Annotated in this window: 24 protein-coding genes and 1 pseudogene; 19 read left to right on the top strand and 6 right to left on the bottom strand. The window is 72.6% G+C overall.

Annotation, left to right across the window (positions count from 1 at the left end; all coding sequences use genetic code 11):
* Window positions 1-157 precede the first annotated feature (157 nt).
* From IF88_RS0122430 to IF88_RS0122445, 4 genes are all read left to right on the top strand, one after another.
* Window positions 158-790: an MBL fold metallo-hydrolase gene (locus tag IF88_RS0122430; protein ID WP_030715278.1), complete on the top strand. Its 633-nt coding sequence runs from the start codon at window positions 158-160 to the stop codon at window positions 788-790.
* 30 nt (window positions 791-820) lie between these two features.
* The gene (locus IF88_RS0122435) at window positions 821-1,606 is read left to right on the top strand and encodes an exodeoxyribonuclease III (RefSeq protein ID WP_030715281.1); all 786 of its coding nucleotides are present in this window, start codon (window positions 821-823) and stop codon (window positions 1,604-1,606) included.
* Between the two features lie 95 nt (window positions 1,607-1,701).
* Window positions 1,702-2,142, top strand: a complete 441-nt coding sequence (locus IF88_RS0122440) for a DUF6278 family protein (protein ID WP_030715283.1) — start codon at window positions 1,702-1,704, stop codon at window positions 2,140-2,142.
* A 118-nt stretch (window positions 2,143-2,260) separates the two neighbouring features.
* The gene (locus tag IF88_RS0122445) at window positions 2,261-3,004 is read left to right on the top strand and encodes an amino acid ABC transporter ATP-binding protein (protein WP_030715286.1); all 744 of its coding nucleotides are present in this window, start codon (window positions 2,261-2,263) and stop codon (window positions 3,002-3,004) included.
* A gap of 21 nt (window positions 3,005-3,025) precedes the next feature.
* Here IF88_RS0122445 and IF88_RS0122450 read toward each other — a convergent pair whose 3' ends face one another.
* Both IF88_RS0122450 and IF88_RS0122455 read right to left on the bottom strand, forming a co-directional pair.
* Complete coding sequence (locus IF88_RS0122450; RefSeq protein ID WP_030715289.1) at window positions 3,026-4,621, bottom strand: CocE/NonD family hydrolase; 1,596 nt, start codon at window positions 4,619-4,621, stop codon at window positions 3,026-3,028.
* A 133-nt stretch (window positions 4,622-4,754) separates the two neighbouring features.
* Complete coding sequence (locus tag IF88_RS0122455; RefSeq protein ID WP_051837341.1) at window positions 4,755-5,924, bottom strand: L,D-transpeptidase; 1,170 nt, start codon at window positions 5,922-5,924, stop codon at window positions 4,755-4,757.
* 252 nt (window positions 5,925-6,176) lie between these two features.
* Between IF88_RS0122455 and IF88_RS0122460 the strand changes: the two genes are divergently transcribed.
* From IF88_RS0122460 to IF88_RS0122485, 6 genes are all read left to right on the top strand, one after another.
* Entirely contained in the window at window positions 6,177-7,346 is a 1,170-nt protein-coding gene (locus IF88_RS0122460) for a lipid II:glycine glycyltransferase FemX (protein ID WP_030715295.1), read from the top strand.
* Window positions 7,343-9,010, top strand: a complete 1,668-nt coding sequence (gene murJ, locus IF88_RS0122465) for a murein biosynthesis integral membrane protein MurJ (RefSeq protein WP_030715297.1) — start codon at window positions 7,343-7,345, stop codon at window positions 9,008-9,010. The genes IF88_RS0122460 and murJ overlap by 4 nt, the downstream gene beginning before the upstream one ends.
* A 40-nt stretch (window positions 9,011-9,050) precedes the next feature.
* The gene (locus IF88_RS0122470; RefSeq protein WP_030715300.1) at window positions 9,051-9,734 is read left to right on the top strand and encodes a response regulator transcription factor; all 684 of its coding nucleotides are present in this window, start codon (window positions 9,051-9,053) and stop codon (window positions 9,732-9,734) included.
* Between the two features lie 6 nt (window positions 9,735-9,740).
* Window positions 9,741-11,186 carry a sensor histidine kinase gene (locus IF88_RS0122475; protein ID WP_030715303.1) on the top strand — a complete coding sequence of 482 codons (1,446 nt, stop codon included), beginning with the start codon at window positions 9,741-9,743 and terminating at the stop codon, window positions 11,184-11,186.
* Entirely contained in the window at window positions 11,183-11,716 is a 534-nt protein-coding gene (locus tag IF88_RS0122480; RefSeq protein WP_030715305.1) for a GerMN domain-containing protein, read from the top strand. The genes IF88_RS0122475 and IF88_RS0122480 overlap by 4 nt, the downstream gene beginning before the upstream one ends.
* A gap of 81 nt (window positions 11,717-11,797) precedes the next feature.
* Complete coding sequence (locus IF88_RS0122485) at window positions 11,798-13,057, top strand: cytochrome P450 (RefSeq protein WP_030715307.1); 1,260 nt, start codon at window positions 11,798-11,800, stop codon at window positions 13,055-13,057.
* Here IF88_RS0122485 and IF88_RS0122490 read toward each other — a convergent pair.
* The gene (locus IF88_RS0122490) at window positions 13,017-13,745 is read right to left on the bottom strand and encodes a hypothetical protein (RefSeq protein WP_030715308.1); all 729 of its coding nucleotides are present in this window, start codon (window positions 13,743-13,745) and stop codon (window positions 13,017-13,019) included. The two genes, IF88_RS0122485 and IF88_RS0122490, sit on opposite strands and share 41 nt — an antisense overlap.
* Window positions 13,746-13,926: 181 nt before the next feature.
* On the opposite strand from IF88_RS0122490, the gene ggt reads away from it, so the two are divergent.
* Entirely contained in the window at window positions 13,927-15,732 is a 1,806-nt protein-coding gene (gene ggt / locus IF88_RS0122495) for a gamma-glutamyltransferase (protein ID WP_030715311.1), read from the top strand.
* Window positions 15,733-15,735: 3 nt separating this feature from the next.
* Here the strand turns inward: ggt and map are convergent, their stop codons facing one another.
* Window positions 15,736-16,503 (bottom strand): type I methionyl aminopeptidase, encoded by a 768-nt coding sequence (gene map / locus IF88_RS0122500; RefSeq protein WP_030715314.1) that lies wholly within the window; start codon window positions 16,501-16,503, stop codon window positions 15,736-15,738.
* 65 nt (window positions 16,504-16,568) lie between these two features.
* Here map and IF88_RS0122505 point away from each other — a divergent pair, with 65 nt between their 5' ends.
* The 3 genes from IF88_RS0122505 to IF88_RS0122515 all read left to right on the top strand — a co-directional run bounded on the left by IF88_RS0122505 (window position 16,569) and on the right by IF88_RS0122515 (window position 19,204).
* The gene (locus tag IF88_RS0122505; protein ID WP_030715317.1) at window positions 16,569-16,820 is read left to right on the top strand and encodes a helix-turn-helix domain-containing protein; all 252 of its coding nucleotides are present in this window, start codon (window positions 16,569-16,571) and stop codon (window positions 16,818-16,820) included.
* Window positions 16,821-17,125: 305 nt separating this feature from the next.
* Window positions 17,126-17,506 carry a PPOX class F420-dependent oxidoreductase gene (locus tag IF88_RS0122510; RefSeq protein WP_030715319.1) on the top strand — a complete coding sequence of 127 codons (381 nt, stop codon included), beginning with the start codon at window positions 17,126-17,128 and terminating at the stop codon, window positions 17,504-17,506.
* 99 nt (window positions 17,507-17,605) lie between these two features.
* Entirely contained in the window at window positions 17,606-19,204 is a 1,599-nt protein-coding gene (locus tag IF88_RS0122515) for a hypothetical protein (RefSeq protein WP_051837343.1), read from the top strand.
* A 194-nt stretch (window positions 19,205-19,398) separates the two neighbouring features.
* Here IF88_RS0122515 and IF88_RS48055 read toward each other — a convergent pair.
* Window positions 19,399-19,569: pseudogene (locus tag IF88_RS48055) on the bottom strand (IS701 family transposase); the annotation flags it as partial.
* A 79-nt stretch (window positions 19,570-19,648) separates the two neighbouring features.
* On the opposite strand from IF88_RS48055, the gene IF88_RS0122520 reads away from it, so the two are divergent.
* From IF88_RS0122520 to IF88_RS0122540, 5 genes are all read left to right on the top strand, one after another.
* On the top strand, window positions 19,649-20,374 hold the full coding sequence (locus IF88_RS0122520) for a hypothetical protein (protein ID WP_030715324.1): 726 nt from the start codon (window positions 19,649-19,651) through the stop codon (window positions 20,372-20,374).
* A gap of 406 nt (window positions 20,375-20,780) precedes the next feature.
* Window positions 20,781-21,623 (top strand): nitrilase-related carbon-nitrogen hydrolase, encoded by an 843-nt coding sequence (locus tag IF88_RS0122525; protein WP_030715327.1) that lies wholly within the window; start codon window positions 20,781-20,783, stop codon window positions 21,621-21,623.
* A complete protein-coding gene (locus IF88_RS0122530; RefSeq protein WP_030715330.1) occupies window positions 21,620-22,915 on the top strand; it encodes an aspartate aminotransferase family protein in 1,296 nt (431 codons plus the stop codon). The genes IF88_RS0122525 and IF88_RS0122530 overlap by 4 nt, the downstream gene beginning before the upstream one ends.
* A gap of 10 nt (window positions 22,916-22,925) precedes the next feature.
* Window positions 22,926-24,326, top strand: coding sequence for a dihydropyrimidinase (gene hydA, locus IF88_RS0122535; protein WP_030715333.1), 1,401 nt, complete (start codon window positions 22,926-22,928; stop codon window positions 24,324-24,326).
* Between the two features lie 18 nt (window positions 24,327-24,344).
* On the top strand, window positions 24,345-25,346 hold the full coding sequence (locus IF88_RS0122540) for a TIGR03842 family LLM class F420-dependent oxidoreductase (protein WP_030715336.1): 1,002 nt from the start codon (window positions 24,345-24,347) through the stop codon (window positions 25,344-25,346).
* Window positions 25,347-25,437: 91 nt separating this feature from the next.
* Here the strand turns inward: IF88_RS0122540 and IF88_RS0122545 are convergent, their stop codons facing one another.
* On the bottom strand, window positions 25,438-26,856 hold the full coding sequence (locus IF88_RS0122545) for an MFS transporter (protein ID WP_030715339.1): 1,419 nt from the start codon (window positions 26,854-26,856) through the stop codon (window positions 25,438-25,440).
* Window positions 26,857-26,909 lie beyond the last annotated feature (53 nt).

A 26,909-nucleotide genomic window follows, 5' to 3' on the forward strand; every position in this document is an offset into this window, starting at 1 on the left:
CCCGGCGGGCGCACGATGCCAGCTACGGCACCTCGCTGCATTGTCGGAACGCCCGAATACGCCCAGTATGGGGGCGCCCCTCCGCCTTGCGATGCACCGCATCTGCCGCCGTGCGCTGATCCACCGGGGATTACGGGACAGCCCTTAGCCTGGGATCATGAAGCTCACCAAGCGGCTGCACTCCTGCGTCCAGTTGGAGAAGGACGGGCGCACGCTCGTCATCGACCCGGGCGCCTTCAGCGAACCCGACGCGGGCCTGGGGGCGGACGCCCTGCTGGTCACGCACGAACACCCCGACCACTTCGAGGAGGGCCGACTGCGGGCCGCCCTCGACGCGAACCCGGCGGCCGGGCTGTGGACCCTGCGCAGCGTCGCCGACAAGCTCGCCCCCGCCTATCCGGGCCGGGTGCACACCGTCGGCCACGGCGACACCTTCACCGCCGCCGGGTTCGAGGTCCAGGTGCACGGGGAGCTGCACGCGGTGATCCACCCGGACATGCCGCGGGTCACGAACGTCGGCTACCTCGTGGAGGGTTCCCTCTTCCATCCCGGGGACGCCCTGACCGTGCCCGGGGTCCCGGTGGAGACCCTGATGCTCCCGGTGCACGCCCCCTGGAACAAGGTCGGCGAGGTGATCGACTACCTCCGTGAGGTCAAGCCGCGCCGGGCCCTCGACATCCACGACGCCTACCTCTCCGACATCGCCAGGCCGATCTACGACTTCGCCCTGGACGCCCTGGGCGGCACCGACCACGGCCGACTCACCGCGGGGGACAGCACGGACCTGTGAGTGTCGGTGCCTGGAGGTAGGTTGGAACGCATGCGTATCGCCACCTTCAACGTCAACTCCGTCACCGCCCGGCTGCCCCGTCTGCTGGCCTGGCTGGAGAGCTCCGGCACCGATGTCCTGTGCGTCCAGGAGACCAAGTGCTCGGCGGAGCAGTTCCCGCACGCCGAGCTGCGCGAGCTGGGCTACGAATCGGCCGTCAACGCCACCGGCCGGTGGAACGGCGTGGCCCTGCTCTCCAAGGTCGGCCTGGACGACGTGGTCCTCGGACTGCCCGGAGGGCCCGACTACGAAGGGATCCAGGAGCCCCGCGCGATCTCCGCGACCTGCGGCGGGGTCCGGCTCTGGTCGGTGTACGTGCCCAACGGCCGGGAGGTCGAGCACGACCACTACGGCTACAAGCTGGACTGGTTCCGCTCACTGACCACGGCCGTCGCGCAGGACGCGGCCGGCCCGCGCCCCTTCGCGGTGCTCGGCGACTTCAACGTGGCCCCGACCGACGAGGACGTCTACGACCCGGCCGTCTTCGCCGGCCTCACCCACGTCACCCCCGCCGAGCGGGCCGCCCTGGAGGCACTGCGGGCCGCCGGGCTCTCGGACGTGCTGCCGCGCCCCCTCAAGTACGACCGCCCCTACACGTACTGGGACTACCGCCAGCTCGCCTTCCCCAAGAACAGGGGCATGCGCATCGACCTGGTGTACGGGAACGAGCCCTTCACCAAGGCCGTCACCGACGCCTACGTCGACCGCGAGGAGCGCAAGGGCAAGGGCGCGTCCGACCACGCCCCGGTCGTCGTGGACCTCGACCTCGACCGGTAGGCCGCGGCGGACCGCCCTCGCCGGCCGTCATCCGGGCCGGCCGATCCAGGCGCGCCCTGTGGCCAGCGGCGGATCCTGGTGCGACGCTGGGCGGTATGAACATCCCTTTCCTGGACAACTGGCTGAACCGGCGTGAAACGGAACAGGGTGCGGGACTCGCCGCCGCCCTCGCGGACGATCCCGAGGGCGTCGCCGAGCTCTTCTCGGAGTGCGAGATGCTGCGCGTCCACGCGCGGGCGGCCGGCCTCGAACTCGACGAGAGCCAGGGCTCCTTGGAGGCGCTGGACCAGCTGATGCCGCGCTGGCGCCGGGACCCCGAGGTGGTGCCCTGGCTCGGCAACGACGCGGGCTTCTACCTCGGGACCGTGATCGTCCGGACCGTCCCGGGGGCCGGCTGGCAGGTGTGGCCCAACGGCCAGCCGGTGATCCTGCTGGCCTCGGGCCGCGAGCTGAACGTGATCGAGTCGGGGGTGTCCTGGGCGATGACCGGATCCCCCGAACTCAGCCAGGCCTACGCCGAGGCCTCCGAGGGCTGACGCCCCGGCGTCCGGCGCCCGGCGCCCGGTGCCCGGCGTGTCGCGGCGAAGTGCCCTTGCGGGGCTGGATAGTTTGCGCTGACCTCGACACACCGGAACCCAGGGGACAGGGCAGCGCATGACCGTCGATCCGTTGATCGAGCTGCGGGACGTCAACAAGCACTTCGGGCAGCTGCACGTCCTGCGGGACATCAACCTCACCGTGGGCCGCGGGGAGGTGGTGGTGGTCATCGGCCCCTCCGGTTCCGGGAAGTCCACCCTGTGCCGGGCGATCAACCGGCTGGAGGCCGTCGAGTCGGGCACGATCCTGCTGGACGGGGAGCCGCTGCCCGCCGAGGGCAAGGAACTGGCCCGGCTGCGCGCCGAGGTCGGCATGGTCTTCCAGTCCTTCAACCTCTTCGCGCACAAGACGGTCCTCGCCAATGTGTCGCTCGCGCAGGTCAAGGTCCGCGGGCGCGGGCGCGGCGAGGCGGACCGGCGCTCCCGGGAGCTCCTGGACCGCGTCGGCCTCGCCGACCAGGCGGAGAAGTTCCCCGCCCAGCTCTCCGGTGGCCAGCAGCAGCGGGTGGCCATCGCCCGGGCCCTCGCCATGGACCCCAAGGCCCTGCTCTTCGACGAGCCCACCTCGGCGCTCGACCCGGAGATGATCAACGAGGTGCTGGAGGTCATGCAGCAGCTCGCGCGCGAGGGCATGACCATGGTCGTGGTCACGCACGAGATGGGCTTCGCCCGCTCCGCCGCGAACCGGGTGGTCTTCATGGCCGACGGGCGGATCGTCGAGGACCGCACTCCGGAGCAGTTCTTCACCGCTCCGGAGAGCGACCGGGCCAAGGACTTCCTCTCCAAGATCCTCAAGCACTGAGGTACGGGCGGCCGCCGCGGATCACTGCTCGCGCAGCGGGACCGAGACGTAGGAGGGATCGGAGCGCGACGAGGAGAAGGTCAGCTGCGCCCCGGTGGGGTTGTGCTCGATGTAGAGCGGGTCGACGGTGTCGATGACGAGCGCGAGCCGGTGTCCCGCGGGCACGTCGTACGCGGTGGAGAAGAGCTCCAGGTCCACCCCGAACGCCCGGCCCGGCGCACGGCCGTGGAAGGTGTACGGGGCGTTGCTGACGAGCTTGCCGATGCCGAGCGGGCCGACGTCGTAGAGGTACGCGACGAAGGTGCCGTCGGCCTTGGTGGGAGTGACGGTGGTGTGCAGGGCGACGGTGCCGCGGACCCGGCGCGCGCTGTCGTAGCGCTCCGACTGCCAGACGGCGGCGAAGGCGCGGGGGAGCAGCGGTATCGAGGCCGTCGGGGGCGCCTTGACGAACTGGTCGAGGATGCTGGAGAGGAAGATGATCCCGCCGTTGGCGCCGGAGTCGACATTGGCGAAGACGTGCTCGCTGTCGGAGAGCGCGAGTCTCTCGTTGCCGCCCGAGCCGACCGACTTCCAGTCGGCGTAGCCCTCGTAGCCCTCGTCGCTGCGGGACTTGATCTGCACCGGGGCCTCGGTGTCGACGCCGTTGCGCTCGCCCTTGAGGTAGCGGTCGAACCAGCGGTGGGCGTTGGTCCAGGTGTCGTTGGGCAGGCCGAGCAGGCCGGTGCCCTCGGCGGTGGCGTGGTCCCCGGGCCGGAACTCCAGGCGCTTGGGGCCGGTCAGCCGCTCGTAGAACTTCGCGTACTGGTTGGGCGGGAAGATGGTGTCGCCCCAGGCGTTGCCGAGCATGACCGCGGTGCCGTTGGCGTTGATCCGGTCCACCTGCTCGGCGGCCGAACGCTGCCTGCCCCACTCGATCATCTGCTGTTCCCGGTCCAGCCGGGAGCCGAGGAAGTCGCCCAGGACCGACTGGAGTTCGGGGCCGGGGCGGCCGGTGAGGTAGCCGGCGGCGCCGAGCATCCCGGCGGCCTGGAGGTGCTGGGTGCGGCCGGAGTAGATGGACTCGATGAGGTCGGCCCAGCCGCTCATCGCGACCACGGCCTTGACGCGCGGGTCGTGCGCGGAGGCCAGCAGGCTGATGCCGGCGCCGTACGAGACCCCGCCGAGGCCGATGTGGTCCGCGTCGGCGGGGGAGTTGGCCAGGGCCCAGTCGATGACGGCGCTGACGTCGGCGATGTCCGGCGGGCCGGCCACCTCGATCTGCCCGCCGGAGAGCCAGAAGCCGCGGGAGGTGTAACTGACCACGACGTAACCGGAGTCGGCGAGCTTCCGGGCCTGGGCGATGTATTCGATCTGGGGCATGCCCCAGCTGCTGGGCAGCACGATGAGCGGGTACTTCCGGCCGCTCACCGCCCCGGCCGGGGTGAAGACGTTGCCCTTGAGGGTGATGCCGCCGGAGCCGGGGATGTCGTGGAAGCGCAGCTCCGGCGAGGCCGCCGGGGCGTCGGCGGCGACCGCCGCGGCGGGGGCGGGAGCCGCCTGGGCCTGGTGGGGGGCCAGGCCCAGGGCGGCTGCCGCCAGCAGGGCTGCCACGGCTGCGGCGGTGGTGGTGCGTTCCATCAATCGCTCCTCGCGTACGCCGGGGTTGTCAAAGTGACCCGACGGTAACGGGAGGGAGTTACTGGAGGTAACCCGTCAGTAAGTTACGTGGTGGTAACAATTGAACGAGAGTCAACGGCCGGGCGGTTGACGCTCAGCCGTTCTGCGGGGTCCCGGTCGCGGCGCTCTTGGCCTTCCAGGCGTCCCAGGTCAGGTTCCACTCGCCGTAGCCGTTGCCGATGTCGGCGTTGCCCTTGGAGCCCGAGCCCACGACCTCGAAGGGGTCACCGATCTGGGACTGCGCGAAGAAGCCCTTGGCGTCGGCGTCGCTCATCCCCACGCAGCCGGAACTGCTGTTGGCGCGGCCGAAGTTGGCGGAGTTCCACGGAGCGGCGTGCGCGTACATGCCGGACCAGGTGAGCCGCATCGAGTAGTCGACCATCTTGTCGTAGGCGTCGTCCAGGCCCACCGTCTGGGAGTCCATCCGGATGGTGCCCTCCTTCGTCATGATCACCATCTTCCCGGACCAGGACGCCTTCTTGCCGCCGGGAGTGCCGGCCGAGATCGGGATCGTCTTCTGCGCCTGGCCGTCCTCGGTCACCGCCAACTTCTTGGTGTCGAGGCTGACCTCGATCCGACGGTCCTTGCCGATCTTGAACTCGGTGTTGTAGTCCTTGGCGAACAAGCCGCCGCCCTTACCGGAGTCCACGCCGTTCAGGTTCATCTCGACCTTCACGTCCGTGCCCGACTTCCAGTACTCCTTGGGCCGCCAGTCGACGCGGTCGTTGCCGGAGTAGTCCTTGATCCAGCCCCAGGAACCCTCGGTGTTGTTCGAAGTGGTGACCTTGAGCTGCTTCTCCACCTCGGCCTTGTTCGCCACCGGGTTGTCGAAGACGATCGAGACCGGCATCGCCACGCCCACCGTGCTGCCCTTGGGTATGTTGATCGAGACCTTGTTCACCTTGTCGGCGGCGCCGGTCTTGAACTGCGTGGTGGCGCTCTGGCTCTCGGTGTTCTGGGCCTCGACCTTGTACTCCGAGCCGGGGGCCGCGTTGCGCTCCGAGGTCCAGGTCCTGCCGTCGTCGGCTATCTTCCCCGGCAGCTCCGCGCCCTTCGCGTCGGTCACCTTCACCTGGGCCAGCTTGCCTTCGGCGACGGTCACCGTGACGGGCTGGCCAGCCTTGACCTGATCGCCCGTGAGGTTCACCGAGACCGCCATGTCGGCCTTCGGCTTCATATCGGCCTTGCCCGACGCACCGCTCCCGCTGTCGCTCCCGCCCGAGCAGGCGGTCAGCGCGGCGGCCAGAAGTGCGGTACCCGCCATGGCGGTGCGGCGTGTGCGGCTCAACGTAAACCCCTCCCAAGAATTAACCGTTCGCAAACCTGGATGCGAACAAGACGACTCTAGGTTGCGCAATCCGCGGAAAATGTCGGTCCGCCGCTTGTGACATGGACCGCAGCAAAACGGTCACCGTCCGGTCACAATCGCCGCGCGGTCCGGTCATGGCCGACTGTGAGAGTCCTGTGCATCCCGACCCCGCCGCCCGCCCCGGACGTACAGGAAGGCCGAACAGCCATGTGTGCACTGCTCGTGACCCCCGCCCAGCAGTACCGCGACCAGGACCGGGAGCTGACGGTGCGCACCCTGTCCGACGTCGAATACCAGGCGTTCCTTTCCCGGCACGGGCGGGCCAGCTTCCTCCAGTACCCGTCCTGGGCCGCAGTAAAGGACCTTTGGCGGTCGGAAAAGGTCGGATGGCACTACCCCGGCGGAGAAATAGAAGGCGCCGGTCTCGTTCTCTACCGGCAATTCCCCGGCACCCGGAAATACTTCGCCTACCTTCCCGAGGGTCCCGTCGCGGACTGGTCCGACCCGCGCATCGACCGCTGGCTGAACCCCCTCATGCGCCACATGCGCTCCGCCGGCGCCTTCGCCGTCCGCATCGGCCCCACCCCCGCCTACCGCCGCTGGGACGCGGCCACCGCCAAGGCCGGGACCGGGACCGGCCGGCAGATATCCGACGTGCTCGCCACCGAGGTCGACCCGGTGGGCGCCGCCCTCGCCGACCGGCTGCGCACCCGCGGCTGGAAGCGGTGCGGCGGTGAGGACGACGGCGACGCCCAGCCCCGCCACGTCTTCCGCGTGCCGCTGGCCGACCGCTCCCTGGACGACCTGTGGTCGGGCCTGAACCAGGAGTGGCGGCGCAACGTGCGCAAGGCCGCGAAGGCCGGCGTGGAGACGGTCCTCGGTACCTCCGCCGACCTGCCCGAGTTCTACCGGCTGTTGCGCATCACCGAGGAGCGCGACGGCTTCCGGCTCGGCCGCTCCCTCGCGTACTACGAGCAGCAGTACCGGGTCCTGAACGCGGAGCAGCCCGGCCGCATGCGCCTCTACCTGGGCATCCACCGGGGCGAGATCCTCGCCGCCCACACGATGATCGTCGCCGGGAAGCGGGTCTGGTACCAGACCGGCGCCTCCGCCGACCACCGGCGCGAGGTGCGTCCCAGCAACGCCCTGCAGTGGCGCATGATGTGCGACGCACACGCCCTCGGCGCGGAGGAGTACGACATGCGCGGGGTACCCTCCACCCTTGACCCCGACGAACGTTCTTTCGGGCTGCTGCGCTGGAAGCTCGGCACCGGCGGGCAGGTCGTCGAAACGCTCGGCGAATGGGAGACCCCGATGGACGGAGTGGCCAACACGGCGCTCTACAAGGCGTTCCAGGCCTACCTGGCGCGCCGGTGACGGCCACCGACGCCCGGCATACCGCCGCCGCGGCCGACGGCGGCCCGGCACCGGGCAAGACCTCGGTGCTGCGCAGCGGCGCGCTCATGGCGGCCGGCTCGGTCGTCTCCCGCGCCACCGGCTTCGTCCGCTCCGCCGTCGTCGTCGCCGCGCTGGGCGTCGGCATGCTCGGCGATGGCTACGCGGTGGCCAACACGGTCCCGAACATCATCTACATGCTGCTCGTCGGCGGCGCGCTCAACGCCGTCTTCGTGCCCGAGCTGGTCCGGGCCGCCAAGGAGCACGAGGACGGCGGCGCGGCCTACACCGACCGCCTGCTGACCGCCTGCACGGCGGCGCTCGTCGCGCTCACCGCCGTGGCCGTCCTCGCCGCCCCGCTGATCATCTCGACGTACACCGACTACAGCGGGGCCCAGGAGAGCACCACCGTCGCGCTCGCCCGCTACTGCCTGCCGCAGATCCTCTTTTACGGGCTGTTCACCCTGCTCGGCCAGGTGCTGAACGCCCGCGGCCGGTTCGGCGCGATGATGTGGACCCCGGTCCTCAACAACTTCGTGATCATCGCCGTCTTCGGGCTGTTCCTGTACGTCTCCCACGACGCGACGGACGGCCTCACCGCCGGCGAGACGCGCCTGCTGGGCCTCGGCACCACCGCCGGCATCGTCGTCCAGGCCCTCGCCCTCGTCCCCTCGCTGCGCGCCGCCCGCTTCCGCTGGCGCCCCCGCTTCGACTGGCGCGGCAGCGGCCTCGGCCGCCCGCTGCGCAACGCGGGCTGGCTGGTCATGCTCGTCCTCACCAACCAGATCGCCTACTGGGTCGTCACCCGGCTCTCCACCACCGCCGGCGTCCAGGCCGACCTGGCCGGCCTCCCGGGCGCCGGGTACGCCGCCTACAGCAACGCCTACCAGCTGTGGATCGTCCCGCAGGGCATCATCACCGTCTCCCTCGTGACCGCCCTGATGCCCCGCATGAGCGCGGCCGCGTCCGACGGCGAACTCGCCACCCTGCGCGGTGACATCTCCTACGCGCTGCGCTCCAGTGCCGCCCTCGTCGTCCCCGCCGCCGCGCTCTTCGCCGCCCTCGCCCCGTGGGTGATGGGCAGCGTCTTCGAGTACGGCCGCACCGACGCCGCCGGCATCGAGGTCATGGCCGGCATGCTCATCGCCTTCGCCCCCGGCCTGGTCGCCTTCTCCGCGCAGTACGTGCTCTCGCGCGGCTTCTACGCCCTCTCCGACACCCGGACCCCCTTCTTCCTGAACCTGGTCATCGCCGCGCTGAACGCCGGGCTGTCCGCCGCCGCCTACTTCCTGCTGTCCCCCCGCTGGGCGGTCACCGGCATGGCCGCGGCCTCCTCCGTCGCCTTCCTCGCGGGCGCCGCCGTGACCGCGTACACCCTCTCCCGCCGACTCGGCCCGCGCACGGGCACCCGTACCGAGCGGCGCGCCACGGCCGTGCGGACCCACCTGCGGCTCCTGGTCGCCTGCGCCCCGGCGGCCGCCGCGGCGTACGCCGCCGCCCGGGCCGCCGAAGGTCTCGGCGATTTCGCGGCGGTCGGCGCGGGAACCGCGGCCCTCGCTCTCGTCGTCGTCCTCCTCGCCGGGCCGTTGCACCTGACGGAGATCACCGACCTGCTGGACTCCCTGCGGCGAAAGGTCGGCCGATAGCGGGAGGAAGCGCAACACAACGACTTGGCATACTGACCGGATGCCACGTGTACTGCTGATCGAGGACGACCCGTCCATCCGGGAGGGCGTGGGCCTGGGCCTGCGCCGCCGCGGCCACGAAGTGAGCTCCGCCGAGACCGGTGAGGAGGGGCTCGCCCTGATGGCGGGCTTCCGCCCGGAACTCGTCCTCCTCGACCTGATGCTGCCCGGCATGAACGGGGTGCAGGTGTGCCACCGCATCCGCGAGAACAGCGAGGTGCCGATCATCATGCTCACCGCGCGCGGCGACGACTTCGACATAGTCATCGGCCTGGAGGCCGGCGCCGACGACTACATCGTGAAACCCGCCCGCACCGAGGTCATCGAGGCCCGCATCAAGGCCGTACTGCGCCGGCTCAGCGACCCGGTGGGCACCCGCAACGAGATCGCGGTCCACGGCGAACTCGCCATCGACCGCGCCGGGCTGACCGTCGCCAAGAACGGCGAGCGCGTCGCCCTCGCCCCCAGCGAGATCAAGCTGCTGCTGCACCTGTCGGCCTCGCCCGAGCAGGTCTTCTCCCGCCAGCAGCTCCTCGAGTACGTCTGGGACCACAGCTACCACGCCGACTCCCGGCTCGTGGACGCCTGCGTCCGCCGCCTGCGCCACAAGATCGAGGACCCCTCCGGCAGCCCCCGCTACATACAGACCGTGCGCGGCTTCGGCTACCGCTTCGGTCCCCTGTAGGCCGCGGTGCGACGCATAGCACCGCTCGGACTGCGCACCCGGCTGATAGCGGCCTTCCTGCTGGTCGCCGCGATCAGCGCGGTGACCACCGCCGCCCTGACCTACCAGCAGGCGCGCAACGCCATCCTCAAGCAGACCCAGGACACCGCGGTCAACACCCTGCGGGACCAGGTCGAGCAGCAGGAGATCCGCCTCCCCCTCACCCAGCCGGAACTCCAGCGCATCGTCATCGAGCTCGGCAAGCGCGGCAAACCCCACCCGTGGATCATCTTCGGGGAGTACGGCGGCCTGCGCGTCTCCACCAACCCGGGCACGCCCACCTCCACCGTCATCACCGACGGCCTCCGCGAGAAGGTCCGCAACAACCAGTACGCCGCCTTCCAGCGCGCCGAGGACCAGCGCGGCAACCCGTGGCTCACGATCGGCGTCCCCGCCCTCTTCGAGCACAACGGCTACACCGAGTCCACCGGGGCCGTCTTCTACGCCAGCGTCCCGCTCTCCACCGAGAAGCAGACCGTCGAAGCCATGGTCGAAGCCGCCCAGCAGGGCGCCGTCCCGGGGCTGGCCATCGCCATCGTCCCCGCGCTGCTGGCCGCCCGCAGCGTGCTGCGGCCGGTCCGCGACATGCGCCGGGCCGCTCAGCACCTCGGCCGCGGCCGCCTCGACACCCGCATCGAGGTCCGGGGCGCCGACGAACTCGCCGGTCTCGCCCGCACCTTCAACGAGACCGCCCGCGCCCTGGAGCAGTCCGTGCGCGAACTGCAGGACGCGGAGACCCGTGCCCGCCGCTTCGCCTCCGACGTCTCCCACGAACTGCGCACCCCGCTCGCCGGGATGCTCGCCGTGACCGAGGTCCTCGACGAGGACGCCTCGCGCCTCGACGCCGACACCGCCAAGGCCCTGCGCCTGGTCAGCGCCGAGACCGGCAAGCTCGCCGTCCTCGTCGAGGACCTGATGGAGATCTCCCGCTTCGACGCCCGCGCCGCCGAACTCAACCTCGACGACGTGGACATCGCCGAAGCCGTGCGCAAGACCCTCGAACGACGGCACTGGGACGACGAGCGCGTCGTCACCCGGCTGCCGGAGCGGGTGCGCGCCCGCCTCGACCCCCGCCGCTTCGACGTGGTCCTCGCCAACCTCGTGGGCAACGCCCTGCGGCACGGCGGCGCCCCCGTACGGATCACCGTACGGACCGCACCGGGCGCGGACGGCGAACGGCTGCTCATCGACGTCGCCGACAGCGGGCCCGGCATCGCCCCCGAGGTGCTGCCGCACATCTTCGACCGCTTCTTCAAGGCCGACGCGGCCCGGACCCGCTCCGCGGGCAGCGGCCTCGGACTCGCCATCACCCTGGAGAACGTGCGCCTGCACGGCGGCACCCTCCGGGCGGGCAACGGGCCCACCGGGGGAGCGCTCTTCACCCTCGACATGCCCCTGGAGGCCCGCGTATGAGAGGGCGGAAGACGAGAGCCCGGGCCGGCGCGGCCACGGCCGCGCTGGCGGCCTGCGCCCTGCTGCTCACCGGCTGCGGGATCAAACGCACCGGGGTGATCGAGAGCGGCCACGCCGCCACCGTCAAGGTGCCCAACGGCACGAACGCCGCCGTCCTCTACTACGTCTCCAAGGAGGGCGACCGGCTCGTACCGGTCCCGTTCGCGATCAACCCCGAGTACACCCTCGCGCCCGTGCCGCTCGTGCGGCTGCTGCTGAACGGCCCCACCCCGCCCGCCCTGGAGGCCGGCCTCACCACGGCGCTGCCCCGGGTGCCCGACGGGCAGGAGCAGGCGGTGACCGTGACCGCGTACGTGCCGGACAAGGGGCTGACGGTCCACGTGCCGTTCGCCGTGGGCAGCCTCTCGGAGCTGGCCCGCAAGCAGCTGGTGTGCACCGTCGGCACCTCCGCCGTGGCGGACGTCGTCACCCAGGTCACCCTGCACGGCACCGACACCGTCCTCCCGGCCGCCGACTGCACCCAGCGGTGACGTGTGCGGCCGGCCCGCGGCCGGCCGCGTCGGCCGGCCGTACCCCTTGCGGGCGGGCCGCGCACCCGTCACGGTGGCCCCATGGATCACGCCGCGGACGTCCCGGACGTCTTCGACCCCCGGATCTACGCCGAGGGCATCCCGCACGACAGCTACCGGCTGCTGCGCGATCACCATCCGGTGGCCTGGCAGCCGGAGCCGGAGATCCAGGGCTGGCCGGCGGGCCCCGGCTTCTGGGCCGTCACCCGGCACGCCGACGTCGTCCGCGTCCTGCGCGACCACCGGACGTACTCCTCCCGGCTCGGCGCCACCCAGATCCGCGACCCCGACCCGGCCGACCTGCCGTTCCTGCGGCGCACCATGCTCAACCAGGACCCACCGGAGCACGGCGGACTGCGCCGGCTCGTCTCCCGCGCCTTCACCCCGGCCCGCGTCGACGCCTTCGCCGGCCGGGTACGGGAACGCGCCCGCGCCCTGCTGGCCGCCGCGCGGGAGGGCGCCGAGGACGGCGCCGCCGACCTCGTGCGCACCGTCACCGACGAATACGCGCTGCTGAACCTCACCGACCTGCTGGGCGTCCCGGCCGCCGACCGCGCCCTGCTCCTGGAGTGGACCGTACGGATCATCGGCTACCAGGACCCCGAGGACGCCCCGGCGCCCGTGCCCGGCCCGGACGGCAAACCCCGCAACCCGCGCTCCCCGGCGCTGCTCGGCGAGATGTTCGCGTACGCCCGCGAACTGGCCGCCCACAAGGGCGCGCACCCCGGCGACGACCTGATGACCGCCCTGGCCGAGGCCGGACTCGAACCGGCCGAACTGGAGATGTTCTTCTTCCTGCTGACCGTCGCCGGCAACGACACCGTGCGCAGCGCCGCCCCCGGCGGCCTGCTCGCACTGGCCCACGCCCCGGACGCCTACCGGCGGCTCGCCGGCGGACGGGTCCCCGTGGACCGGGCCGTCGACGAACTCCTGCGCGTCCACCCGCCGGTGCTCAGCTTCCGCCGCACCGCCGCCGTCGACACCGAACTGGCCGGGCGGCCGGTCCGGGCCGGGGACAAGGTGGTCGTCTTCCACGCCTCCGCCAACCACGACGAGCGGGTCTTCACCGACCCCGCCCGCCTCGACCTCGGCCGGACGCCCAATCCGCACGTCTCCTTCGGGGACGGCCCGCACGTCTGCCTCGGCGCCCACTTCGCCCGGCTCCAGCTGCGCATCCTCTACGAGGAGTGGTGCGCGTCCATGCCCGCGCCGGAACTCGCGGGCCCGCCCAGGCGGTTGGTGTCGAACTTCATCAACGGGATCACGCGGCTGCCGGTTCGGGTGTCCGGGCCGGCCCGGTGACGTCCGCCACCAGCTCCGTGACGTCGGGCCCGTAGGCATCGGAGTTGATCACCTTCAGCATGAGGCAGAACGGCCCCTTGCCGTACTTGCGGGCCAGCCGCTCGTGGTGCCTGGCCAGGTAACGGGCCGCGGCCTGGTTGCTGATGGCGGTCTGCCCCGACAGCAGGAACACCGGCCGGGTGCCCTGATCCGTGGTCAGCCGCGCCAGCAGGACGTGCTCCACCTCCCCCTTCACCCAGCGGTACGCCTCCCCGCCGATCCGGATGGCCCCGCGGTCCGGATGCCCCGACGCGAGCCCCACGTCGGTCCGCACCCCCGGCAGCATGGAGGCCAGGTGCGCGGTCGTCCGCGCGTTGGAGGCCGGCCCGCCCACACAGAACTCGGCGCGCTCGCCGAAGCCCTGGCGGGCCCCGTCCTGGGTGACGATCTGGACGGTCGCCCCGCAGTCCTTGATCAGGGAGGAGATCTCCAGCAGGGCGAACGCATCGTTGCGGTGCAGGGACGAATCGGTGCCGCCCATCTGCCGGTTGACCACGAACAGACAGTCGGAGCCGGTCGGCAGGCCGAAGAAGGCCTGCTTGCGGCGCAGCGCGCGCCGCCAGAGGTAGGTGCGGGCGAACCAGCCGAGCCCGCCGCTGAGGGCGGTGGCTATCACCCCGAGCAGGATGTTGCGCACGTCGTCGTTCATGCGCGGGATGCTAGCGCCGCGACCGCGGCACCGGGACACCCGGTGCGGAAGACCGCCGGCCCCGCCCGGAGCCCTGCCCGAAGCCCCGCCCGGGCCTGGGCCGACGGCGCGCCGCAAGGCGCCCTGACGGGGCGGGGGGCTCGGCGCTAGGCTCGGCGCCACGCTGCCACTGGAGGTCCGGATGCACCGTCCCGTCGCCCGCACGTTACCGCTGCTGGCCGTCGTCGCCGCACTCGTCTCGACCGGCGCGGCACCGCCGTCCGCCGCCGGGCCCGGGGCCCCGCCGGCGAAGGTCCCGGTCGCCGCGGGCTACGGCGGGGCCGTCGCCAGCGTCGACGCCGACGCCTCGGCGGTGGGGATCGACGTCCTGCGCTCCGGCGGCAACGCCGTGGACGCCGCCGTCGCCACCGCCGCCGCGCTCGGGGTCACCGAGCCCTACTCGGCGGGCATCGGCGGAGGCGGCTACCTCGTCTACTACGACGCCAAGTCCCGCCGCGTGCACACCATCGACGGCCGCGAGACCGCGCCGGCCTCGGCCGGCGAGACCCTCTTCCAGGAGAACGGCGTCCCCATCCCCTTCGCCGAGGGCCAGACCAGCGGCCTCGGTGTCGGCGTCCCCGGCACTCCCGCCACCTGGACGAGCGCCCTCGACGCGTGGGGCACCCGCCCGCTGCGCCACCTCCTGAAGCCCGCCGAGAAACTGGCCCGCGACGGCTTCACGGTGGACAGCACGTTCCGGGCCCAGACCGAGCTCAACGAAGCCCGCTTCAGGGACTTCCCGGACACCTCGAAGCTCTTCCTGCCCGGCGGCGCCCTGCCGGTGGTCGGCTCCACCTTCAAGAACCCGGACCTGGCCGCCACCTACGCCGAACTGGCCCGCAAGGGCACGGGCGCGCTTTACCGCGGCCCCATCGCCGACGAGATCGTCCGAGCCGTCCGCAAGCCCCCGGTGGACCCGGCGGCGAAGCGGATCGTCCGCTCCGGCGACCTGACCACCCGCGACCTGCGCGCGTACGCCACCAAGCGGCAGGACCCGACCCGGGTGGGATACCGCGGCCTGGACGTCTACGGAATGGCCCCCTCCTCCTCCGGCGGCACCACCGTCGGCGAGGCCCTCAACATCCTGGAGCGCACCGACCTCTCGAAGCTCTCCGAGACGCAGTACCTGCACCGGTTCATCGAGGCCTCGCGGATCTCCTTCGCCGACCGGGGCCGCTGGGTCGGAGACCCGGCCGCCGTGAACGTACCGACGCGCGAGCTCCTCTCGCAGCGCTTCGCCGACTCGCGCGCCTGCCTGATCGAGCCGGACCGTACGCTGACCAGCCCGCTCGCCCCCGGCGACCCGCGCAGCCCGGTGCCGTGCGCCACCACCGGGCAGGCCGCCCCGACCACGTACGAGGGGGAGAACACCACCCACCTGACGGTCGCCGACCGCTGGGGCAACGTGGTGTCCTACACCCTGACCATCGAGTCCACCGGCGGCAGCGCGATCACCGTGCCGGGCCGCGGATTCCTGCTGAACAACGAGCTCACCGACTTCTCCTTCGCCCCGGCCGCGCCCGGGGTCCCGGACCCGAACCTGCCCGGCCCGGGCAAGCGGCCGCGCTCCTCCATGTCCCCGACGATCGTGCTGGAGGACGGCCGGCCGCTGCTCGCCGTGGGCTCGCCGGGCGGCGCCACGATCATCACCACCGTCCTGCAGACCCTCATCGGCCACCTGGACCGGGGCCTGCCGCTGGTCGACGCGATCGCCGCGCCGCGCGCCAGCCAGCGCAACCAGGCCACCACCGAGCTGGAGCCGGGTCTGTGGAACAGCCCGCTCCGCGCCTCGCTGGAGGCGCTCGGCCAGGGCTTCCGGCAGAACCCGGAGATCGGCGCTGCCACCGGTGTCCAGCGCCTGCCCGACGGCCGCTGGCTGGCGGCGGCCGAGACCACCCGCCGGGGCGGCGGCTCGGCCATGGTGGTCCACCCGCACGGCAAGCCGTAGCTCTCAGAGGGCGGTGAGGATCCTCGGGCCCCCGGCGGTGATCGCGACCGTGTGCTCCGAGTGCGCGGCGCGGCTGCCGTCGACGGTGCGCAGGGTCCAGCCGTCCCCGTCGCACCGGTAGTCGTCCGTACCGCCCGCGATCAGCATCGGCTCGATGGCGAGGACCATGCCGGGGCGCAGCTTCATGCCGCGTCCCGGCGGGCCCTCGTTGGGCACGCCCGGGTCCTCGTGCATGGCGCGGCCGATGCCGTGGCCGCCGAAGCCGTCCGGGACGCCGTACCCGGCGGCGCGGCAGACCGTGCCGACGGCGTGGGCGATGTCCCCGATCCGGTTGCCGGGCACGGCTGCGGTGATCCCGGCCGCGAGGGCCGCCTCGGAGGTCTCGATCAGCCGCAGGTCGGCCGGGCGGGCCCGGCCGACGGTGAAGCTCACCGCCGCGTCCCCCACCCAGCCGCGGAGCTTCGCCCCGCAGTCGATGCTGACCAGGTCGCCGTCGCGCAGCCGGTACCCGTCGGGGATGCCGTGCACGATCGCGTCGTTGACCGAGGCGCACACCACGCCGGGGAAGGGCACCGGCGCGAACCGCGGCCGGTAGCCCAGGAAGGGCGAGGTCGCGCCCTCCTCCTCCAGCACCCCGCGGGCCACCCGGTCCAGGTCCAGCAGGGTCATGCCGACGCGCGCCGCCTCCCGTACGGCGGCCAGGGCGCGGCCGACCACCCGGCCCGCGGCGCGCATCTCGTCGATCTCTCGGTCCGTCTTCAGTTCCACCATTCCAATAACTATACCGGTATAACAATGACGGGATAGTTATTGGTGTCCGGGGGTAGGATGACCGCATGGTCCGTACCCCCCTCACCCCCGAAGAGCGCGAGCGCGGCGAGCGGCTCGGCGCCCTGTTGCGCGAGGCGCGCGGCGGCCGCAGCATGGTCGAGGTCGCGGCCGGCGCGGGGCTCTCCGCCGAGACCCTCCGCAAGATCGAGACCGGCCGGGCGCCCACCCCCGCCTTCTTCACGGTCGCCGCTCTCGCCGGGGCGCTCGGGCTCTCGCTGGACGACCTGCTGACGCGCTGCGCCGTCGTTCCCGTCTGACGCCGGACCGGTTCCGTCCGGGCGGCCCCGCGGGCCGAACGGCCCAATCGGCGGTGGGAGCGCCGGGGCGCGGGGCAAGCGTGAAGGCGTGTCAGCCACGAACGCATCCCAGCGACTCGGTCTCGGAATCCTCGGCGCCCTCCTCGCGGGCGGCCTGCTGCTCGCCGCGTGCGCCGCCCCCGACGGCCCGGCACCCGCCGACGAGGAGGGCCGCGCCCCCTCGAAGACGGCCCGGGGTCCTGCCGCGGCGAACGGAAGGACGCCCCCGCCCCCGGCCGGACGGCCGCCGGGACTAGGGTCGCGTTATGGATCTCGAGGAGCTCGGCAGAGCGCGCTACATCAGTCTCACGACCTTCCGCACGGACGGCACGCCCGTGGCGACGCCGGTCTGGGCGGTGGCCGACGGCGGTGAGCTGTACGTGTGGACGCGGACCGAAACGTGGAAGGTCAAGCGGATCCGCAACAACGGGCGGGTCACCGTCACCGCGTGCGACGTGCGCGGGCGCGTCCGGGAGGGGGCGCCGGTGCGCGAGGGCGAGGCCCGGCTGCTCGACGAGGCGGGGCTGCGGCGGGTGCGGAAGCTGATGTCGCGCAAGTACACGTGGCAGTACTGGTTGGTGGACGTGCCCGCCACCCTGGCGCGGCGCGGGAAGCGGCCGCACACCGCGATCGCCGTCAAGCTTTGAGACTCCCGTAGCCCGCCCGTAACACGGGTGGGATCCAATGCGCTCATGGAGACCGCGACTTCGCTGGCGATCAGTCAACTCTCGGGATACTTGCGGGGGTTGACCCAGAGGCTGGATCCCGGGGCAGGCTGGTACGGGGAGTTCCTGCGCCGGGATCCGGAGGGCATGCGGGCCTGTCTGGAGGGGGCCGCGATGCCGCCGTGGGACGTGGTGGAGTCGCTGCTGAGGGACCTGGCGGGGGCGCGGGGCGCGGAGTCCGCGGCGCGGGAGACCGTATACGCGGCGCAGCTGCGGACGGCGGCCGTCACCGTGTGGGACCGGCTGCCGGGCGGCGAGGAGGAGCTGCGGACCCTGCTCGCGGCGTCCGCCGCCCAGCGGGCCGACTCGGAGACGGCCCTGCGGAACCTGACGGCGCGGCTCGCCGTCAGCGCCGACCCGGCGGAGACGGACGCCCTGACCCGCGAACTCTCCTGGACCCAAGACGACGTGGCCCGCGCCGCGGCCCGCCACGAGGACCTGACCGCGCGCCTGGCCGCCCTGCGGCCCGGCCGCCCGGAACCCGCCTCCCCCCTGTCCGCCGTCCCCCGCCAACGGCCCGTGCCCGCCGAGCAGCCCCACCACACGGCCGCCTGGTCCGAGGCACCGGACGGCTGGACCGAAGCGCTGCCCCGGCGGCCCCGCCAGGCGGCCGAGCGGCCGGAGGCGTCGGCCGAGCGGTCCGATCCGCCGGGCGGGCAGGTGCGCCCGGAGCCCGGCGGGGCCGAAGCGACGGGCGGGCAGGCGCGCCCGGCGCCCGGCGGGGCCGACGCGACGGGCGGGCACGGGGCCGTGGGGCGGGCCGAGGGGCGGTGGCTGCGCGGAGGGCGGCGTGCCGGGGGTGCCCGGTACGCCGGATCGGCGGCCCCTGAGGTGCCGGCCTTCACCCCGCCGCCGGGGCAGCCGGCCGACGAGGATGCGCCGGAGCCCGGCGGCCTGGGGGAGGAGCACGGCCGGCCAGCCCCGCGCGGAGCACGCTTCGGGCCGCCGCAGGGGCCGTTGCCCCGTGGCGCCCGGTTCGGCCGGCCCCGGCCGGAGCCCGTGGCGCCGCCCCGCCAGGCGGCTCCGGCAGCGGGCGGCGAGGCCGCGCCCGACTCCCCGGCCGCGGCCGCGTCCTCGTCCACCTCCACGGCCGCGGCCGGGACCGCGCGGGCCGTCGCCGGCGAACTGCTCGCGCTGCGCGCTCAGGGCCGCAGCGGGGAGGCGCACGCGCTGCTCTGCGAGGCCGCCGCCGGGCCCGCCGAGACGCTGCCCGGGCTGGCCGCCGAGCTGGCCCGCGCCGGGCTCGTGGCCGACTGGGCCACCCTGCTGTGGGAGGCGGGCTCGCTCCCGCCCGCGCGGCTCGCGGCGGCCGCCGCGGCCCTCGGCGACGCCGGCCGGGAGGCCGACTGCGACGCCCTGCTGCGCCAGGGCGTGGCCCGTCCCGCCGCCGAGGTCGCGGACGCCGCGCTCGCCCTCGGTGAAGCCGGCCGCATCCGCGAGGCCGACGCCCTGCTCGGCGCCTTCGTCCGGGTCCGCACCGCCGAGGAGGCGGCCGGGTTGGCCCGCCGCGACCCGCAGTGGTTCGCCCCGCGCCTGCTCCAGGCGGCCCGCGCCCTCCCCGGCTCCCGCCACCGCGACCTCGTCCACGCCCTGCGGGTGGCCGGCTTCGGAGCGGGCTGACGGTTGCCTCCGGCGGGTCGGCGGGGGAGCGGCCGGTCGGCTGCGCCGCTCGGGCCGGAGTCGGGGGGCGGTCGCGCCGAAGCCGGGCGGGGTACGGGGGGCAGGTTGTGCCGGTTGGCTGCGCCGCGCGGGCGGGGTCGGGTGGGAGCCGGTTGTGCCGGGGGCGGGCGCGCGCCGGGGCGTCTCCTCGGGCGCCCGACCTGCTCGGCCAGCGTCCAGCCGTTCTTCCGCTCCAACGGAGCCAGCAGCCCGGCCAGGTAGTCCAGCGCCCGATCGCGGGGCTCCGACCTGCCAAAACGATGCGCGATGCGGGCAGGGAACCCGGCTATCCCCTCGAACCACGACTCGACCTGCTCAACCGTCAGCTCATCGGCACACGGATACACCGACGAGCCCCCCACGACATTCGTCACGCAGATGCGGTTGCAGGATTAGGCTGACCGGATGACAGCTGATCGCACAGCAGCCAAGTACCGCCGCATCCTCGCCCTGGCCGGCGCGGCCGGGATCGCCCTTGCCGGGAGCGCCTGTTCCTCGTCCGGGAGTTCCGGCGGGGCCGCCTTTGGCGGTGAGAGGCTGTCCTACGACCGGGTCGCCTCGACGGCGAAGCAGCTGACGAGTACGTCGGCCTGCCCGTTCGGCCTCGACCCGGCGGCGGCGCTGAAAGCGGCCGGTGCCGAACGGACCGTCATCCCGGCGGCGTCCGGCGGCCACCCCGCGGTTCAGGGGACCGTCGACCCGGGCCGGCCGGCCGAGCCCTTGCCCAGCGGGCAGCCCAGGCCGTCCGGGTTCTCCTCCTTTCCCGCCGTCCCGCCGAACGCGTCCGTCGTCTGCAACTTCACGGCTTCGGAAGCCCCGGTGGAGATCGACCTCGTGGCCGTGTCCGAGGGTGGGGTGGCGGTGAACCTGGCGCTGCCGCAGATCGCCACCCTCGGCAACCTCCGCGCCGACGAGGTGATGGCGTTCTCCAAGGACGAGCCCGGGATCGGCCAGACCAGGGTCACCCCGGGCCGGGGCACGGCCGCCGTCGCACGGGTGGCGGTGGCGGGCAAGGGCGACTTGGCGCTCGTGGTCTCCCAGGGATGGCCCGTCACCAAGGCGGACCCGGCCCTGGCCGGCGAGTCGCTCAGGAAGGTCGCCGAGGCACTCGCGGCCCAGCTGCGGCCGTAGGCGGCGCCGGCAGGCGACCCGCCGCGCACTGCTCGCCGCCCGACCGGAGCGAGCCGGTGCGGTACCCGGGAGGGCCGAACCGGAGGTCCCCAGGGCCCGCGGCCGGGGCCGCCTCGGAGCCCCGGGTGGCTCCGAACGAGTACCACGACTCGACCTGCTCAACCGTCAGCTCATCGGCACACGGATACACCGACGAGCCCCACACCACATCCGTCACGCAGATGCGGTTGCAGTACTAACCCGCCCGTCTGTTGACCGCAATCGACCGCGAGGCGACGTAACCTGATCGACTACTCCAACAGTGCACGGCGGTCTTGCCCCACGCTGTAACGGGGCCTACGTTCTACTCCCTACGGACATCATCTACGTGCGTAGAACTCGGCGTTCCCGTCGCGAGGAGCAGCTCATGGCCCAAGTCGTCCGCGCCGCGCTGGTCCAGGCCACCTGGACCGGAGACACCGAATCGATGATCGCCAAACACGAGGAGCACGCCCGCCGGGCCGCCGCCCAGGGGGCAAGGATCATCGGCTTCCAGGAGGTGTTCAACGCCCCCTACTTCTGCCAGGTCCAGGAGCCCGAGCACTACCGCTGGGCCGAGGCCGTTCCCGACGGCCCCACCGTCCGCCGCATGCAGGACCTCGCCCGCGAGACCGGCATGGTCATCGTCGTCCCGGTCTTCGAGCTGGAGAGCGAGGGCTTCTACTACAACACCGCCGCCGTCATCGACGCCGACGGCAGCTACCTGGGCAAGTACCGCAAGCACCACATCCCCCAGGTCAAGGGCTTCTGGGAGAAGTACTACTTCCGCCCGGGCAACCTCGGCTGGCCCGTCTTCGACACCGCCGTAGGGAAGGTCGGCGTCTACATCTGCTACGACCGCCACTTCCCCGAGGGCTGGCGCGCCCTGGGCCTGGCCGGAGCCCAGCTCGTCTACAACCCGTCGGCGACCCACCGGGGCCTGTCCTCCCACCTGTGGCAGCTGGAGCAGCCCGCCTCCGCCGTCGCCAACGAGTACTTCGTCGCCGCGATCAACCGCGTCGGCCAGGAGGAGTACGGCGACAACGACTTCTACGGCACCAGCTACTTCGTCGACCCGCGCGGCCGGTTCGTCGGCGAGGTCGCCAGCGACAAGGAGGAGGAACTCCTCGTCCGCGACCTGGACTTCGACCTGATCAAGGAGGTCCGCGACCAGTGGGCCTTCTACCGGGACCGCCGCCCCGACGCCTACGGAGGGCTCGTACAGCCGTGACCGACCCCACCCCGCTCCACAGCCGCCACCGCACCGTCCTGCCCGACTGGCTCGCGCTCTACTACAAGCACCCCATCGAGCTCACCCACGGCGAGGGCCGCCACGTCTGGGACGCCGACGGCAACCGCTACCTCGACTTCTTCGGCGGCATCCTCACCACGATGACCGCCCACGCCCTGCCCGAGGTCACCAAGGCCGTCTCCGAACAGGCCGGGCGGCTCATCCACTCCTCCACCCTGTACCTGAACCGGCCGATGATCGAGCTGGCCGAGCGGGTCGCCGCCCTGTCGGGCATCCCCGACGCCCGGGTCTTCTTCACCACCTCCGGCACCGAGGCCAACGACACCGCCCTGCTGCTCGCGACGACGTACCGCCGCTCCAATCAGATCCTGGCGATGCGCAACAGCTACCACGGCCGGTCCTTCTCCACGGTCTCCATCACCGGCAACCGCGGCTGGTCCCCGACCAGCCTCTCGCCGCTGCAGACGTACTACGTGCACGGCGCGGTCCGCAGCCGCGGCCCCTTCGCCCACCTCTCCGACGCGGACTTCACCGCCGCGGCCGTCGCCGACCTGGAGGACGTGCTCGGCCAGGCCCGCGGCGGAGTGGCCGCCCTCATCGCCGAGCCGATCCAGGGCGTCGGCGGTTTCACCTCCCCGCCCGACGGCCTGTACGGGTCCTTCCGCGAGGTCCTGAACCGCCACGGCATCCTGTGGATCAGCGACGAGGTGCAGACCGGCTGGGGCCGTACCGGCGAGCACTTCTGGGGATGGCAGGCGCACGCCCAGAACGGCCCGCCCGACATCCTCACCTTCGCCAAGGGCATCGGCAACGGCATGTCCATCGGCGGCGTGGTCGCCCGAGCCGAGGTGATGAACTGCATCGACTCCAATTCCATCTCCACCTTCGGCGGTTCCCCGGTCACCATGGCGGCCGGCGTCGCCAACCTCGCGTACCTGCTGGAGCACGACCTCCAGGGCAACGCCCGCCGCGTCGGCGGCCTGCTCCTGGACCGGCTCCGCGCCGTCGCCGCGCACGCACCCGCCGTACGGGAGGTCCGCGGCCGGGGCCTGATGGCCGGGCTGGAGCTGACGAAGCCCGGCACCGACGAGGCCGACCCGGACGCCGCCTCCGCCGTCCTGGAGGCGGCCCGCGAACGCGGCCTGCTGCTCGGCAAGGGCGGCGGGTACAACACCAGCGTGCTGCGCATCGCGCCGCCCCTGTCCCTCACCGTCGCCGAGGCGGAAGAGGGCGCCGAGATCCTCGAACAGGCCTTGCGCAGCATCGAGTAGGGGGACTCCCATGAGCATCCGCACCCTGATCCGCGGCGGCCTCGTCATCACCGCGGCCGACGAACTGCACGCGGACGTCCTGATCGAGGACGGCCGCGTGGCGGCCCTCGCCGCACACGGCTCGGCGGCCGCCGAGGCCTGGACGGCCGACCGTACGATCGACGCGAGCGGGAAGTACGTGATCCCGGGCGGGGTCGACGCCCACACCCACATGGAACTCCCCTTCGGCGGTACCTCGGCCTCGGACACCTTCGAGACCGGAACCCGGGCCGCCGCCTGGGGCGGCACCACCACCATCGTCGACTTCGCCGTGCAGAGCGTGGGCCACTCCCTGCGCGAGGGACTCGACACCTGGTACGCCAAGGCCGACGGCAACTGCGCCGTCGACTACGCCTTCCACATGATCCTCTCGGACGTCAACGAGGGCACCCTGAAGGAGATGGACCTCCTCGTCGGGGAGGGCGTCACCTCCTTCAAGCTGTTCATGGCCTACCCCGGCGTCTTCTACAGCGACGACGGGCAGATCCTGCGCGCCATGCAGCGGGGTGCCTCCAACGGCGGGCTGATCATGATGCACGCCGAGAACGGCATCGCGATCGACGTCCTCGTCGAACAGGCCCTGGCGCGCGGGGAGACCGACCCCCGCCACCACGGCGAGGTCCGCAAGGTGCTCCTCGAAGCCGAAGCCACCCACCGTGCGATCCAGCTCGCCAGGGTCGCCGGCGCGCCGCTGTACGTGGTCCACGTCTCGGCGGAGGAGGCGGTGGCCGAGCTGGCCGCCGCCCGCGACAAGGGGCTGCCCGTCTTCGGGGAAACCTGCCCGCAGTACCTGTTCCTGTCCACCGACAACCTCGCCGAGCCGGACTTCCAGGGTGCCAAGTACGTCTGCTCCACGCCGCTGCGGCCGAGGGAGCACCAGGCGGCGCTGTGGCGGGGGCTGCGGACCAACGACCTCCAGGTGGTCTCCACCGACCACTGCCCCTTCTGCTTCCGCGGCCAGAAGGAGCTCGGCCGCGGGGACTTCTCCAAGATCCCCAACGGACTGCCCGGCGTGGAGAACCGCATGGACCTCCTCCACCAGGCCGTCCTGGACGGGCACATCAGCCGCCGCCGCTGGATCGAGATCGCCTGCGCGACCCCGGCCCGGATGTTCGGCCTCTACCCCCAGAAGGGCACCATCGCGCCGGGCTCCGACGCCGACATCGTCCTCTACGATCCGCACGCCGAGCAGGTCATCTCCGCCGAGACGCACCACATGAACGTGGACTACTCGGCGTACGAGGGCAAGCGGATCACCGGGCGCGTCGACACCGTGCTGTCGCGCGGCGAACTCGTCATCGAACAGCGCGAATTCACCGGCCGGGCCGGCCACGGGGCCTTCATCCCCCGCTCCACCTGCCAGTACCTGTAAGCGTCAAGGAGCCGCCCCATGGACTTCGGCCTCGTCCTGCAAACCGACCCGCCCGCCTCACAGGTCATCAGCCTCATGCGCCGCGCCGAGCGCAACGGCTTCCGCTACGGCTGGACCTTCGACTCCGCGGTGCTGTGGCAGGAGCCGTTCGTCATCTACAGCCAGATCCTGGAACACACCCGCAAGCTGCACGTGGGCCCCATGGTCACCAACCCGGGCACCCGCACCTGGGAGGTCACCGCCTCCACCTTCGCCACCCTCAACGACATGTTCGGCAACCGCACCGTCTGCGGGATCGGCCGCGGCGACTCGGCGATGCGGGTCGCCGGACGCAAACCCAACACCCTGGCCCGGCTCGGCGAGGCCATCGACGTCATTCGGGACCTCGCCGAGGGCCGCGAGGCGCTGGTCGACGGCAACCCGGTGCGGCTGCCGTGGGTCCGCGAGGGCAAGCTGCCGGTGTGGATGGCGGCGTACGGGCCGAAGGCCCTGGCCCTCGCCGGGCAGAAGGCGGACGGGTTCATCCTTCAGCTCGCCGACCCGTACCTGACGGAGTGGATGGTGAAGTCGGTCCGCGACGCCGCCGCCGAGGCCGGCCGCGATCCGGCCGGGATCACCATCTGCGTGGCGGCCCCCGCGTACGTGGGCGACGACCTCGCGCACGCGCGCGACCAGTGCCGCTGGTTCGGCGGCATGGTCGGCAACCACGTCGCCGACCTCGTCGGCCGCTACGGCGAGCACTCCTCGATGGTGCCCGACGAGCTCACCGAGTACATCAAGGCCCGCCAGGGCTACGACTACAGCCACCACGGCCGCGCCGGGAACCCGTCCGCGGACTTCGTCCCCGACGAGATCGTCGACCGCTTCTGCCTCCTGGGCCCGGCCGAGGCCCACATCGAGAAGCTCCGGGTCCTGCGCGACCTCGGCGTCGACCAGTTCGCCGTGTACGACATGCACGACGCGCGCGAGGCCACGATCGACGCGTACGGCCAGTACGTCATCCCGGTGCTGCGGGACTGACACCCCGTCGCGCACCCGATCCGTCCCCGGGCGGTCCCCGGCCCGGCCCCTCACCGGGGCCGGACCGGGGACCGCCCGGGGCGCCCGGCGCTCAGGCCTTGCGGCGGCCGAGGCCGAGGGCCACCAGGAGGGCCGCCGCGATCACGATCGCCGCGTCGACCGCGAGGACCGTGCGCACCCCGTCGAAGAGCGAGGCCCGCGTGGTGGCCAGCACACCGAGCAGCGGGATGCCGATGGTGATGCCGACCTGCTGGGTGGTGGTGACCAGGCCGGTCGCCAGGCCCTGCTCCTCGTCGGGCACGCCGCTCGTCACCACCACTCCGTACGAGACGATCGCGCCCAGGTGGCACATGCTGGCCAGCGAGACGGCCGCGGTCGCCAGCAGGGCGCCCGACCCCGTGCCCACGCCGAGCAGCGCGACCCCCAGCAGGCCCTGGCCGAGCAGCGAGCCGACCAGGGTGCGGCGGGCACCGAAGCGACCGATCACCTTCGAGGCGTACGAACCGGCGAGGACGGACGCGAGGCCCTGGACGCCGAAGACCAGCCCCGTGCGGAAGGACGACAGCTCCAGGGTCTCCTGGAGGTAGAGGGTCAGCACGAAGACGACCGTCGACATCATCGAGAACGTCACCAGACCGCCGATGTTGCCCCACGCGATCGTGCGCCGCTTCAGCATCGGCAGCGAGACCAGCGGGGCCGGGGACTTCGACTCCACCGCCACGAACGCGGCGAGCAGGACGAGTCCGGCCACCAGCGTGCCCCAGACGTCCGGGTCCCCGAAACCGCGCTGGGCCGCCGTCGTCAGGGCGTAGATCAGCGCGAGCAGTCCGCCGGTGACGGTGACGGCGCCGGGCACGTCCAGGCGCGGCCGCTCGGCGGTGCGCGATTCCGGCAGCAGACCCGGGGCGAGGGCCAGGACGACCACCGAGGCGACCGCGAGCAGGCCCATCGTGGAGCGCCAGCCCAGGGTGTCGGTCATGACACCGCCGAGCACCATGCCGACGGTGAAGCCGAGGGACAGCAGGGTGCCGGAGATGCCCAGCGCCTTGTCGCGCAGCGGGCCCTCGGGGAACGTCGTGGTCAGCAGGGACATGCCGGTGGGCACGATGACCGCCGCGCCCAGCCCCTGCAGGGCGCGCCCGGTCAGGAAGGACGCCGGGTCCCAGGCGAGGGTCGCGAGGACGGACGCCGCGCCGAAGAGCGCGAGGCCGGTGAGAAACAGCTTCCTGCGGCCGTACAGGTCGGCGATCCGGCCGAACAGGAGGAGGAAGCCGCCGGAGGGCAGTGCGAACGCGGTGACCGCCCACTGGAGGGCGGACCGGCCGAGGCCCAGGTCCTCGCCGAGCACCGGCAGGGCCACGTTCAGGACGGAGAAGTCGAGCGCCACCATGAACTGGGCGGCGCAGAGGACGAAGAGGACCAGCCGGGCCCGTCCGGAGAGCCGGGTGTCGTCGGGGGTCGCCGGGCGCGGCCCGGTGGTCGTGGTCGTGAGATGTGTGTCGATCGCCATGGCCACCACCTTCGTGGCCCGGGAATGCCGGTGGAGAGTGTGAACTTATCCTG

It is taken from the genome of Streptomyces sp. NRRL F-2580 (assembly GCF_000720115.1).
Taxonomy (GTDB): Bacteria; Actinomycetota; Actinomycetes; order Streptomycetales; family Streptomycetaceae; genus Streptomyces.